Here is a 12212-nt window from a genome sequence, read left to right as displayed (position 1 = left end):
GTTATGGGTTGCCGCTCGTACATTTGCCTATGTATTTACGGCTATTGTATTGACGGCGATGGCATCTGCGCTTTTTGTATTGGTGGCTATCTGATTTGAATATTTGGCGAGGTATCAATTTCACCATCATCACTGATGGTTGCCACGCCATTGTTACAGGTTAACACGGCTAAGCTCTTTCCTTCACTCTTGCGAACAAACTGAAGTTCATAGCCGAACTTCCCCAAGCTACTGGCAGAGAACTTCTGTGCGAGTGTTAATTTTTCCCACCACACGGAATGTTCGGGCTGGACACCACGGCGTTCAACCAAGGGCTTTTTTTCAGATTGCATGGTTACTTTCAAAGGCCTTTATTACTGCTTAACCATTCTGAGTATAGCTAAACAAATGCACTTTTCTATAAGAATTAACAGCTTGTTGATAAATAAATTGTAACCGAGATAGATAATTACTTTCATTTCCCGTTATTGCTAGCTCGACAGGACGACAAAAGCGAGTGCGTAATGCTTCTCATCAGAGATAGAAATGTGCCAATGACTAGCACCAAGTTCAGTGGCCAGCACTAGAGCGCGATCAGATAAGGTTAATACTGGCGCGCCTGAGGGTAAGTTTTCAATCACAAAGTGCTGAAACGAAACACCATCGGCGATCCCTGTCCCCAATGATTTTGCCGCCGCTTCTTTAGCCGCCCAACGTTTAGCAAGAAAGCTGTCTGCTTGTGGCTGGTGATGTGCTGCATAAATCGCAAGTTCGCTTTCGGTCAGCACACGCTCGGCCAGTCGCTGTTTAGCCGCGTCTTTCATCTGCGCAATACGGCTTACTTCGACAATATCAGTGCCGACACCAACCACAGACATTACTGGCGTGCCTCAAGCATTAAACGCTTCATATCACGTGTCGCCTTATCTAGACCGTCAATCACTGCTCTGGCAATAATCGCATGACCGATATTCAGCTCAATAATCTGTTCAATCGCGGCGATAGGTTTAACATTGTGATAGTTGAGACCATGACCAGCATTAACCTTCAAACCAATGCTATCAGCGTACTCAATACCTTGGCGAAGTCTTGCTAGCTCAGCAAGCTGCGCCTCTTCATTGGTCGCATCTGCGTAGTGGCCAGTGTGAATTTCGATAAATGGCGCTTTGGTCGCTTTCGCGGCATCAATTTGCGCACTATCGGCATCAATAAACAAGCTCACTAAAATGCCAGCGTCAGCTAAGCGCTCAACGGCGTCAGTCACTTTGGCTAACTGACCCGCAACGTCTAAGCCGCCCTCAGTGGTCAGTTCTTCACGCTTTTCCGGCACTAAACAAACGAAGCTTGGTTTAACCTCACAAGCAATCGCAATCATCTCTTCGGTTACGGCCATTTCCAGGTTCATCCGCGTTTGCAAGGTTTCTTTCATCACATGCACATCGCGATCTTGAATATGGCGGCGATCTTCTCGTAAGTGAATGGTTATACCGTCAGCACCAGCGTGCTCGGCTACGCTAGCGGCGTGCACTGGATCTGGGTAGGTTGTGCCACGAGCTTGGCGCAAGGTGGCGATATGGTCAACATTGACCCCTAATAAAATGTCCTTCATAAATGAGTCTCTTTTCTTAACGAGTTGTCTTTAACAACTTCTAAGCTCTTTTGCTTATTTCTTAATTTATTTCTTATCAAACAGGCTTCGGCTGTTAAGCGGTTTATTACCCAGTAATTGATTAATGATATTACGCATTAGGCTTTTCGCTGTATACAGATTTACGTTGTCGCTCAATTGCCCTGTCGCCATACCACTCAACGCCGTTTTAGAATACGTGGGTAAGCCAGAAAGTGGCTCAGTAAAGCCAGACTCTAAATTAAAACTGACGCTGTCAGTGTGAATGTTTTGCAGTGCAGAAAAATCTAACCCTATTCCCAATTCTTCCAGTAGTGTCAATTCGAATTGCCGCAACGCTTGTTGGTCAACACCACGCTCGGCTAAACAACCTAGCGTTTGCTGATAACAGTCAAACAACCAAGGGCATGGCACGAGCTCTGGCAATAAGCGAACTAATAATTCGTTGACGTAAAAGCCGCAATATAGCGGCTCGCCACTGAGCAGTAGAGATTTGCCATTCGCTTCAATAGCTGACAGTGATTTTAGTTGGCTTTTGCCTTTTAGCGTGACCGTGATGGGAAGAAAAGGTTGAAGGAGTGCCTTCTTGTTTGACTTGGCTGTTTTCCCCGCATAAACAACAGCAGCGACTTTACCTTCTTCAGCGGTTAACAGCTCTACCAAGAGCTTATGCTCTTGGTAAGGGCGACTGTGCAGTATATAGGCCGTTTGTGGCTGAGGTAATAACAAGGGTTAGTGCGCCTCGCGGGGATTCATTTTGTGCACTGACTGAACGCTAAAACGATTAAGCTAACACTATTTTGCGCCTTAACCTGAGTAATCATCACCATAGCCTAAACTACGCAAGGCTCGTTCGTCATCCGCCCAGCCGGTTTTCACTTTTACCCAAGTTTCTAAAAACACTTGCTGACCAAATAGCGCCTGCATATCACGGCGTGCTTCTTGTCCCATGGTTTTCAGCTTTTCACCTTTATTACCGATGATCATGCGTTTTTGACTGTTACGCTCGACTAACACTAAGGCATTAATATGTAAAATACCCTTTTCGTCTTGCTTAAATTGCTCAATTTCTACTGTCGTTGAATACGGCAGCTCATCACCGGTAAAACGCATTAACTTTTCACGTAAAATCTCTGACGCCATAAAGCGACTAGAGCGATCGGTAATATAATCTTCTGGGAACCAGAAGCCACTTTCAGGCAAGGCATCAAAGCAAAGCTGTTTGATCTTCTCGACGTTATCCCCTTTGGTTGCAGAAATCGGCATAATGTCTTTGAAGTCATGCATCTCACCTAATTTCTGGAGATGCGGCAACAATTCTTCTTTGTCTTGTACGTTGTCAATTTTGTTGATCGCCAAAATACAAGGGACACCGCTTTGCTTGACCTTGTTAAGCACGAGCTCATCGTCGCCTGTCCAATGGGTGCCTTCAACCAAGAAGACAATCAGTTCAACTTCTGAAATCGAGCTACTGGCGGCGCGGTTCATTAAGCGGTTAATGGCGCGCTTTTCTTCCGAGTGCAAACCTGGGGTGTCCACCAGCACCGCTTGGTGATCTTCTTCGGTTAAAATACCTAAAATACGGTGACGCGTGGTTTGTGGCTTACGCGAGGTAATACTCACTTTTTGGCCTAGTAAGGCATTGAGTAACGTCGATTTACCGACATTGGGGCGACCAACAATGGCAACCAAACCACAGTATTGAGTATCAGCTGTCATTTTCTATCATCTCCAACACTTGCTGAGCGGCAGCTTGCTCTGCCTTACGGCGGCTGCTGCCTTTGGTAATAATCGCCTGTTGATTAATATCGGTAGTGCATTTAACCGTAAATTCTTGGTTATGGGATTGCCCTTTGATATCGATCACTTCGTATTGCGGCAAGGCAATTTTGCGCGCCTGCAAGTATTCCTGTAAGCGTGTTTTCGGGTCTTTCTGGGTAATGCCAGGTTGAATTTCACCAAGACGAGGCGCAAACCATTTCAAGACTAAGGCTTTACAGGTTTCAATATCCGCATCTAAGTAAATAGCGCCGATAATGGCCTCGACGGCATCTTCTAAAATCGAGTCGCGACGATGGCCACCACTTTTCTTTTCACCCGGCCCTAAAATTAGGTGTTCACCCAACTTAAAGTCTCGCGCCATTTGCGCTAACGTTACACCACGCACTAAGCTTGAGCGCATGCGAGTCAGCTCGCCTTCACTTTCTTTCGGGAATTGCTGGTACAACTGCTCAGCAATAATAAAACCAAGAATAGAGTCGCCCAAAAATTCTAAGCGCTCATTGTGTAAGCCTTTGGCACTGCGGTGTGTTAAGGCTTGTAGTAAAAGTTTTTGCTCTGTGAAGCGATAGCCTAAGCGTTTACTTAATCGGGCTAGTGCTTCTGGGGTATTCCTGATCACTACTCAATACCACCTATACGAGAGAAGCGCACAGATGACGGGAACCAGCTTGGCATCCACTCAGGCACCCAGCTGTCTTCGCCACGTTCAAAGCCAAAGCTCATCCAAATCGCAACCGCTTCACCGACCATATTAGCTTCCGGCACAAATCCCCAGAAACGGCCGTCTAAGCTGTTATCGCGATTGTCGCCCATGACAAAATATTGGCCAGCTGGCACAACGAATTCATCGCGTTGTGTACCTGCTTGGTTAAAGTAGTGAGCAGTTCGCGGTAAGGTGTTGTCGTTCACTAAAATCTCATGGGTTTTATTTGGCATATTTGAGGTATAACGTGTTAACTCAAAGCCGCTATCAATATATTCACCTTTGGCTTCAAAATCTTGCACAACTTGTTCAAACTCAGGGCAAACATCATCCGTTGGCTGACAAGCGGGCTTGATATACAGCGATTTGTTGCGATAAATCACACGATCACCTGGCAAGCCAATGACTCGTTTAATGTAATCGATGCGCGGATCAATTGGATACTTAAAAACAACGATATCGCCGCGCTCAGGTAAACCATTTTCCCAAAACTTATTGCGAGCAACCGGGTCTTTTAAACCATAGTTAAACTTGTTGACTAAAATAAAGTCGCCATCAAGCAAGGTTGGCATCATAGAGCCAGATGGAATTTGAAACGGCTCATATAAAAACGAACGTAAAATTAAGACAAAAGCAATAACAGGGAAAACCTGTACTGCGGTATCGGTCAGCGCATTAGGCTCGCTGATTTTTGCCTTCGCTTCTTCGCTAAGCGCTTCACCGCGCTCAGCAATAGCATCTGCCAGCTTTAAACGTCGCTGTGGCGCTAAATAAAATTTATCAGCAACCCAAACCACACCTGTGACCACAGTTGCCAATACTAAAAACAGAGAGAAATATACGGCCATAATTGTCCTATCTTGTCCTCTTAGGGATTTATTCTCTTTGGCTCCCGCTTTCGGCTTAGTCAATAAATAGTTAAACCAAACTAAGCCTGAGCGGCAGTCGAGATTACTTATCGAGTTTCAATACGGCTAAAAACGCTTCTTGAGGTACTTCAACATTACCTAACTGCTTCATGCGCTTTTTACCTTCCTTTTGCTTCTGCAATAATTTCTTCTTACGACTAACGTCACCACCGTAACATTTTGCCGTCACGTTTTTACGCATTTGTTTGATGGTACTACGAGCAATAATGTTGTTACCAATCGCTGCCTGAATCGCAATATCAAACATTTGGCGGTGAATAAGCTCACGTAATTTTTCCACCAAGTCACGACCACGAGGCACTGAGTTTGAACGGTGGGTGATCATTGCCAACGCGTCAACACGGTCGCCATTGATCATTACGTCTACACGCACCATGTCAGCCGGTTGGAAGCGAATAAAATGGTAATCCAATGACGCATAACCACGACTGGTCGATTTCAATTTATCGAAGAAGTCCATCACCACTTCGGCCATTGGCAACTCGTAAGTTACCGCCACTTGATTGCCATGGTATACCAAGTCTTTTTGCACGCCGCGCTTTTCAATACACAAGGTAATCACGTTACCCAAGTGCTCTTGCGGCACAAGAATATTGGCTTGTACGATGGGCTCGCGAATCTCGGCAATTTCATTAATTGGCGGTAAGTCTGTTGGATTGTCAATTTGCAACACTTCACCACGGGTAGTTTCTACTTCGTAGTTTACCGTTGGTGCCGTGGTGATCAGATCTAGGTCATATTCACGCGCTAAACGCTCTTGAATAATTTCCATGTGCAACATGCCGAGGAAACCAACGCGGAAGCCGAAGCCCAATGCTGATGAGTTCTCTGGCTCGAAGAATAACGAAGCGTCATTCAAGCTCAGCTTGTTTAACGCATCGCGGAAGTTTTCATAATCGTCAGAGCTGATCGGGAAAATACCCGCGTATACTTGCGGTTGTACTTTTTTAAAGCCCGGCAGCGGTGCGTCTGCTTCTTTTTTCGCAATGGTGATGGTGTCACCTACTGGCGCACCGTGAATTTCTTTAATACCCGCGATAATAAAGCCTACTTCACCGGTTTTTAATACACCTGTTTCTGTTTGTTTAGGGGTAAAAATACCCACTTTATCAATAATATGGGTTTGCCCCGTCGACATGACTACCATCTTGTCGCCAGCGCGCACTTCACCGTTCATCACACGGACAAGTGACACAACACCTTGGTAGTTATCAAACCAAGAGTCGATGATTAGCGCTTGCAGGTTATCGTCTGGGTTACCTTCTGGCGCCGGAATATTTTCAACAATGCACTCTAAAACATCTTCAATACCGATACCGGTTTTTGCCGAACAAGAGACTGCGCCTGTCGCATCAATACCGATAATATCTTCAATTTCTTCACACACGCGCTCAGGGTCAGCTTGTGGTAAATCGATTTTGTTTAAGATAGGCAGTACTTCCATATCAAAATCAATTGCGGTGTAACAGTTGGCGACCGTTTGTGCTTCAACACCTTGGCCGGCGTCAACAACTAACAGTGCACCTTCACATGACGCTAACGAGCGTGATACTTCGTATGAGAAGTCAACATGGCCTGGCGTGTCGATAAAGTTCAGCTGGTAAGTTTCACCGTCGCGTGCTTTGTAGTCTAACGTCACACTTTGTGCTTTGATGGTGATACCGCGCTCGCGTTCAAGATCCATTGAATCCAAAACTTGTGCTTCCATTTCACGATCAGACAAACCGCCACAATGTTGAATTAGACGATCTGATAAGGTCGATTTACCGTGATCAATATGGGCAATAATGGAGAAATTTCGGATATGTTTCATAAACTGGAATGTATAAAAAAAGCTGCAAAATCTAGAATGGCGAGATTTTAGCTAATTTACCGCGCTGGGGCTAGAGCTGGGCTGAGATAGTTGCCCAATAGCACTGAAAAAGATGTTAAAAAACGTAGCAAGTGAACCGACAAACTAGCCAGTTCACTTTTTATTTGCATCAGCAGGCAAGGACAAACTATGAAATTGGTGTCGCTAAAGTAGAAATCAAACGTTGTTTAATCGTTGGCACTAGCGCTTGTTGTTTCGGGTTGTTATCCAATCTTGCTTTTGCCCATTTAAAGCCCGCATAACCACCAGCAAACCCCATCATAATGGTTGGCAATTCATGGCTTATTGTGCCGTTAAGTAACAATAGTTGACCTAGGCCAGCGCCAAGCATTAAACCGATAACAGGCGATAAATAAACCTGCCAAGCAACCGCTAGCATAGCTTGCTCAGGGATGCTGATAATCACTTGTTCACCAACGGTGAACTGTTCTTGCGTAACAATTTCCACGCGCAGTTTTTGTTGTGGTAAAGCTTTAGCAACAAGTCCGCTGCCACAGTTGTCCACCTGTTGGCACTGGCTGCAGGTGGACTTAACTTGGCTTTCAACCACCACACTGTGGTTGTTAACTTCAACAATGGTCGCTTTTTCATCCATTATTCGTTGTCCACTCTATGTTGTCTCTTAACCCTTTACTGAACGTTTTTGGAGCTCTTGTTTGGTGAGCTTTTTACTGACTTTTTAGCTACTGAGCACCTGCATCTGTTTGATTTGAGCCATTCAGTGCCACTGAATCTGCAATTGCTTTAGCCGTTGCTGATGGTATTTTACCAACAACACTGACCTCAATACCATTCGTTATCTGGTTTAAGATGACAGTTGCACCGTTCATGACAAACTCAACAGCTCGTTGCTTTTCCTGACTTGGGTTCACGTAAACAGAAATATCCACTAATCCGTCATTAAATAGCATAAATTCAACTGGCTGTTTTGTGTTAGCGATGCGATGGCGATTAGCACTGACTCGTTCAAAACCTGCGGGTAACCAGTTCACTTGCCAAGCAAACGTTTGTTGCTTGCTATCCGGTAAGGCTAGCACTTGTGGCAACTCAGCACTGGCTAGCTGTTTTAAACTTTCCGACGGTTGCTCAGTAATTTCCAAGTGCGTAAATTGAATTTGCTCTAACAATTGGCCTTTACGGGTAATCAACGCCATTTTCAGCGGCAGGCCAGTATCCATGTCTAACCACAGCCAGTGACCTAATCGGTGACCATCTCGGGCAACAATGCGAATAAGCTGAGCTGATTTCCCCAAAACACGGCTACGTCCCACCGAAATAAACTCGTAATTTTCTTCCAAGCGTGACACGTCTTGACTGAAAATCGCAGGAATAGGGCCACTGATATGGCTCGCTGACACCGAATACGGCGGTAATTCTGGTTCTATATAGCTAACAATTTCACCACGGCGCAGTACATCTCGTCTTGGGCCATTGAGTAAGGATAATATTTCTAATTGCTGTTTGTCGCTACCAATACCGTGAAACCAGTGATAAGGCTCTGCTTGGTTATTTTTAACAACAACAAAAGAAGTGGTGAAATTGAGGTTATTGAGTGAATCGGAAAGGCGCTTTAGCCAAGACTGAGCTTGTTCACTTTCCATTGCCACCGCTGAAAAGCTTGTGCTTAACAGCAGTAACATACAACTGATTAGTTTCATTGAGGAGTATCTTGAGCCTTGTTCTCTGATGATGCTGGCGCTGGCACAGCGTCTTGTTTTTGCTCATTTTTCGTTACAGCACTTAACTTAACTTGCTGTTGATGATCTGTCAGCAATGCTTGAAAGCGACGTTGTTGCTCTAAATATGCCTGCTTTTGCGCAGCGCGATCTGTGGTTTGGTAGTTTAAGCTCACCGGATCTGCGACACCAGCAAAAGGGGTTGTTTGAATGACTTGTTGCGCTGGCGTGATCACTTCATTGTCAGCCACATTCGTTTGTTGCACACCTAAGATCATCAAGCCGGCAGCAGAAGCAGCAATGGCGACTTGTCCAAATGGCTTGCCAAACTGTACTACTTTGGCTTTGGCAGCAGCAACGAAAGTACGGCGTTTAGGGGCTAATACAGTTGGCTCATCGGCTATGGCTGTCGCAATTTGTGTTGATAAATCAAGCGACATGGCTTTTGGTGTTTCTTCTCTTAACACATCACCAATTAGATGATAGTTCTGCCAGCGCTCAGCTGCATCACTATCAGCCAACACACTATCAAGTTTTTCAACGTCTTGCTGGTAGCTGTCAATGATACCTGAGACGGTTTCAAACTTATTATCACTCATAAAAACACCTTTTGTTTAGCGCACCTTATCGCGCTGAATGGTTCTTGCTGAATATCTTTTACTGATTAGCGGTTAACGTCTTTGCTAACCTTGCTGCTCGCTAACTTTACTTTTCCTATTTTAGCGCTTGAGCAAAGGGCTAATCTTTTTATCTATTGCGTCTCGCGCCCGGAAGATGCGCGACCTTACCGTCCCCACGGGGCACTCCATAATGGTGGCAATTTCTTCGTAGCTCAGCCCTTCAATTTCTCTAAAATTAATGGCTAAGCGCAAGTCTTCCGGCAATTGCTCCATGGTTTCAAACACGACGCGTCTGATTTCATCGGTTAACAACATGCGCTCTGGTGAAGCGTTTTCTCTTAGCGCATCGCCGCCTTCGTAAAATTCGGCTTCTTCCACCTCAACATCAGAGCTAGGTGGTTTGCGACTACCCGCCACCATATGGTTTTTCGAGCAGTTCACGGCGATTCGGTATAACCAGGTATAAAACGCACTTTCCCCACGAAAGTTAGGTAGTGCCCGATACGCTTTGATAAATGCTTCTTGGACAATATCTGGCACATCTGCTTGATTTTTGACATAACGTCCAACCAAGCTAGCGACTTTTGATTGATACTTGGTAACCAGTAAATTAAAAGCCCCTTTGTCTCCACGTTGTACTCTCTCGACCAATTCCTGATCGATTAACTGTTCGCTCATATGAGCCATATCTCCTACAAAACTACTTAACTCAACATCTGGCTCATGACAAACGCAACTGTTATGACTGTACTCTTGCGATAAAGTTCGAAAAAATCGAAAAAAATTGTTAATTGAGCGAATAACCAACAGCTTTGACTATTCGACCAGCCAGTTACACGCTAAAATCCGTTGCACTTAGAGTAACGTAATATTGTGATTTTTACACCTTCAACCACCCGTTTGGGCGGTAAAAAGCAATTAAATAGAGAGCATTATGAGCAAACAGCACAATTGTGACGTGTTAATTATCGGCAGTGGTGCGGCAGGGTTAACACTCGCGCTGCATCTCGCAAAGAACGCCGATGTAATCGTGTTGAGTAAAGGGCCAATTAACGAAGGCTCAACGTTTTATGCTCAAGGCGGTATTGCTGCGGTTTTCGATGAAAACGACAGTATTGACTCTCATGTACAAGATACATTAATTGCGGGCGCAGGCATTTGTGAAGAAGATGTCGTGCGCTTTACCGCAGAAAACGCCAAGGCTTGTTTAGAATGGCTCATTGAGCAAGGTGTTGAGTTTGACCAAGAACAAGATAGCAGTGGTGATGCTAAATATCACTTAACGCGCGAAGGTGGCCATAGTCATCGCCGCATTTTGCATTCAGCCGATGCCACTGGCCAAGCAGTTCAAGAAACATTATCGTCACGGATCAAACAACATAACCGCATTCGCGTGTTTGAGCGCTACAATGCTATTGACCTAATTAGCCATGAACAAACTGTTAACCATGACCAAAACGGCGAAAAAGCCTGTGTCGGTGCGTATATCTGGAACCGCAACAGTGAAAAAGTAGAAACGATTCACGCGCGTAAAACGATATTAGCCACTGGTGGCGCCAGCAAGGTTTATCAATATACCTCAAACCCTGATGTGGCGAGTGGTGACGGGGTTGCGATGGCTTGGCGGGCGGGCTGTCGCGTGGCCAACATGGAGTTTAATCAGTTCCATCCAACCTGTTTGTACCACCCTGATGCTGGCACATTTTTGCTGACAGAGGCACTACGTGGCGAAGGCGCTATTTTACGCCGCCCTAATGGCAGTCGCTTTATGCCTGAATTTGACGAACGTGCTGAATTAGCCCCCCGCGACATCGTCGCGCGTGCTATCGATTATGAAATGAAGCGCCTAGGTGCCGATTGCATGTATCTTGATATTAGCCACAAGCCAGCGGACTTTATTAAGCAGCATTTCCCGACGATTTATCAAAAAACGATGTCGCTGGGCATTGATATGACCAAGCAACCTATTCCTGTTGTTCCTGCCGCGCATTATACTTGTGGTGGCGTAATGATTGATAAGCATGGGCGCACTGATGTCGATAACCTCTACGCTATTGGTGAAGTGGCTTACACTGGCTTACACGGTGCCAACCGCATGGCGAGTAACTCTTTATTAGAATGTTTAGTTTTTGCTCGTGCCGCAGCAAGCGACATCGCTAACCACCTAAAAACACCGCAGAAATACTTAAAGCTCCCCAAATGGGATGAAAGTCGTGTAACGGATTCAGACGAAGAAGTGGTGATTCAGCACAACTGGCATGAGTTGCGCTTATTTATGTGGGATTACGTTGGTATTGTGCGCACCACTAAACGCTTGGAGCGCGCCTTACATCGCGTTGAGTTACTCCAACGGGAAATTGATGAGTATTATCAAAACTTCCGTGTCAGTAATAACTTACTTGAGCTGAGAAACTTAGTGCAAGTCGCGGAATTGATTATCAAAAGCGCGCTACTGCGCAAAGAAAGCCGTGGCTTGCATTACACACTAGACTACCCTGAGTTATCCCCCTCGTCAGGTAATACCGTATTATCACCAGATGAGTCTGATCAAGCTCATATCAGTGATAAAAAGTAAGACTATTTAGCGGTGCTTTTGCGCCGCTTTAATTAAATAACTCAAATAGCATGTCTGTTGATAATTTAGCTGACGGCGCTGGATAAACAATTCGCTATACCGTTTAGGCTTGCGCAAATTCTTGATACTTAGCGGCATTTTTACGCCACTATTCACGCTACCAAGCGCTCGCTCTGTCTGATCATTTAAGACTAGCCAGAAGCCCAAGAAGCTCAGCCGGCTTGCACTATCAAGCACATAGATTTTATTACGCCAACAGATTTCATGATCAGGCAGTATCACGGTTAAGTGCTCAGCGCCTGATGCGTAAAACCATTGCCGCGTAAGATAAAACAGTATGGCACTTAATAGCGCCAAAACGAATAGCGCCTGCCAGAGCCACAGCGCGGTTTGCGCATAACGAAAAATAAGGTAGCAAGCTGCCAGCAACACACAGCCAACAGCGAGT

Annotated in this window: 14 protein-coding genes; 1 reads left to right on the top strand and 13 read right to left on the bottom strand. The window is 45.3% G+C overall.

The annotated features are described in order from the left end of the window. Positions 1-86 precede the first annotated feature (86 nt). The 12 genes from DXX93_RS03800 to rpoE all read right to left on the bottom strand — a co-directional run bounded on the left by DXX93_RS03800 (position 87) and on the right by rpoE (position 9867). Positions 87-332 carry a hypothetical protein gene (locus DXX93_RS03800; RefSeq protein ID WP_116006891.1) on the bottom strand — a complete coding sequence of 82 codons (246 nt, stop codon included), beginning with the start codon at positions 330-332 and terminating at the stop codon, positions 87-89. A 138-nt stretch (positions 333-470) separates the two neighbouring features. Then, positions 471-857 carry a holo-ACP synthase gene (gene acpS, locus DXX93_RS03795; protein WP_116006890.1) on the bottom strand — a complete coding sequence of 129 codons (387 nt, stop codon included), beginning with the start codon at positions 855-857 and terminating at the stop codon, positions 471-473. Continuing rightward, positions 857-1588 carry a pyridoxine 5'-phosphate synthase gene (gene pdxJ, locus DXX93_RS03790; RefSeq protein WP_116006889.1) on the bottom strand — a complete coding sequence of 244 codons (732 nt, stop codon included), beginning with the start codon at positions 1586-1588 and terminating at the stop codon, positions 857-859. Before pdxJ ends, acpS begins: the two co-directional genes overlap by 1 nt. A gap of 66 nt (positions 1589-1654) precedes the next feature. Then, a complete protein-coding gene (recO, locus tag DXX93_RS03785; RefSeq protein WP_116006888.1) occupies positions 1655-2335 on the bottom strand; it encodes a DNA repair protein RecO in 681 nt (226 codons plus the stop codon). A 78-nt stretch (positions 2336-2413) separates the two neighbouring features. Beyond that, positions 2414-3325 carry a GTPase Era gene (gene era, locus DXX93_RS03780; RefSeq protein WP_116006887.1) on the bottom strand — a complete coding sequence of 304 codons (912 nt, stop codon included), beginning with the start codon at positions 3323-3325 and terminating at the stop codon, positions 2414-2416. Continuing rightward, positions 3315-4004: a ribonuclease III gene (gene rnc / locus DXX93_RS03775; protein WP_116009823.1), complete on the bottom strand. Its 690-nt coding sequence runs from the start codon at positions 4002-4004 to the stop codon at positions 3315-3317. Before rnc ends, era begins: the two co-directional genes overlap by 11 nt. A 2-nt stretch (positions 4005-4006) precedes the next feature. Beyond that, a complete protein-coding gene (gene lepB, locus DXX93_RS03770; protein ID WP_116006886.1) occupies positions 4007-4939 on the bottom strand; it encodes a signal peptidase I in 933 nt (310 codons plus the stop codon). A 103-nt stretch (positions 4940-5042) separates the two neighbouring features. Continuing rightward, a complete protein-coding gene (gene lepA, locus DXX93_RS03765; protein ID WP_116006885.1) occupies positions 5043-6833 on the bottom strand; it encodes a translation elongation factor 4 in 1791 nt (596 codons plus the stop codon). Positions 6834-7020: 187 nt separating this feature from the next. Beyond that, positions 7021-7488 carry a SoxR reducing system RseC family protein gene (locus tag DXX93_RS03760; protein ID WP_116006884.1) on the bottom strand — a complete coding sequence of 156 codons (468 nt, stop codon included), beginning with the start codon at positions 7486-7488 and terminating at the stop codon, positions 7021-7023. A gap of 88 nt (positions 7489-7576) precedes the next feature. Beyond that, positions 7577-8551 (bottom strand): MucB/RseB C-terminal domain-containing protein, encoded by a 975-nt coding sequence (locus DXX93_RS03755; protein ID WP_116006883.1) that lies wholly within the window; start codon positions 8549-8551, stop codon positions 7577-7579. Beyond that, positions 8548-9168, bottom strand: coding sequence for a sigma-E factor negative regulatory protein (locus tag DXX93_RS03750; RefSeq protein WP_116006882.1), 621 nt, complete (start codon positions 9166-9168; stop codon positions 8548-8550). The genes DXX93_RS03755 and DXX93_RS03750 overlap by 4 nt, the downstream gene beginning before the upstream one ends. A gap of 120 nt (positions 9169-9288) precedes the next feature. Beyond that, positions 9289-9867, bottom strand: a complete 579-nt coding sequence (gene rpoE, locus DXX93_RS03745; RefSeq protein WP_116006881.1) for an RNA polymerase sigma factor RpoE — start codon at positions 9865-9867, stop codon at positions 9289-9291. Between the two features lie 256 nt (positions 9868-10123). Between rpoE and nadB the strand changes: the two genes are divergently transcribed. Then, positions 10124-11764, top strand: a complete 1641-nt coding sequence (nadB, locus tag DXX93_RS03740) for an L-aspartate oxidase (protein WP_116006880.1) — start codon at positions 10124-10126, stop codon at positions 11762-11764. A 6-nt stretch (positions 11765-11770) separates the two neighbouring features. Here the strand turns inward: nadB and DXX93_RS03735 are convergent, their stop codons facing one another. Beyond that, positions 11771-12121 carry a hypothetical protein gene (locus DXX93_RS03735; RefSeq protein WP_147302637.1) on the bottom strand — a complete coding sequence of 117 codons (351 nt, stop codon included), beginning with the start codon at positions 12119-12121 and terminating at the stop codon, positions 11771-11773. Positions 12122-12212: the final 91 nt, after the last annotated feature.

Source organism: Thalassotalea euphylliae (assembly GCF_003390335.1).
Taxonomy (GTDB): domain Bacteria; phylum Pseudomonadota; class Gammaproteobacteria; order Enterobacterales; family Alteromonadaceae; genus Thalassotalea_F; species Thalassotalea_F euphylliae_B.
Note: the sequence above shows the minus strand (reverse complement) of the source record. Positions and strands in the feature narration are given on the sequence as shown.

Bases quoted from the DNA above. Each gene is read 5' to 3' on its own strand.
- pdxJ (WP_116006889.1), bottom strand. From the start codon at position 1,588: ATGAAGGACATTTTATTAGGGGTCAATGTTGACCATATCGCCACCTTG.
- DXX93_RS03760 (WP_116006884.1), bottom strand. From the start codon at position 7,488: ATGGATGAAAAAGCGACCATTGTTGAAGTTAACAACCACAGTGTGGTG.
- DXX93_RS03800 (WP_116006891.1), bottom strand. From the start codon at position 332: ATGCAATCTGAAAAAAAGCCCTTGGTTGAACGCCGTGGTGTCCAGCCC.
- era (WP_116006887.1), bottom strand. From the start codon at position 3,325: ATGACAGCTGATACTCAATACTGTGGTTTGGTTGCCATTGTTGGTCGC.
- nadB (WP_116006880.1), top strand. From the start codon at position 10,124: ATGAGCAAACAGCACAATTGTGACGTGTTAATTATCGGCAGTGGTGCG.
- DXX93_RS03750 (WP_116006882.1), bottom strand. From the start codon at position 9,168: ATGAGTGATAATAAGTTTGAAACCGTCTCAGGTATCATTGACAGCTAC.
- rpoE (WP_116006881.1), bottom strand. From the start codon at position 9,867: ATGAGCGAACAGTTAATCGATCAGGAATTGGTCGAGAGAGTACAACGT.
- lepB (WP_116006886.1), bottom strand. From the start codon at position 4,939: ATGGCCGTATATTTCTCTCTGTTTTTAGTATTGGCAACTGTGGTCACA.
- lepA (WP_116006885.1), bottom strand. From the start codon at position 6,833: ATGAAACATATCCGAAATTTCTCCATTATTGCCCATATTGATCACGGT.
- acpS (WP_116006890.1), bottom strand. From the start codon at position 857: ATGTCTGTGGTTGGTGTCGGCACTGATATTGTCGAAGTAAGCCGTATT.
- DXX93_RS03755 (WP_116006883.1), bottom strand. From the start codon at position 8,551: ATGAAACTAATCAGTTGTATGTTACTGCTGTTAAGCACAAGCTTTTCA.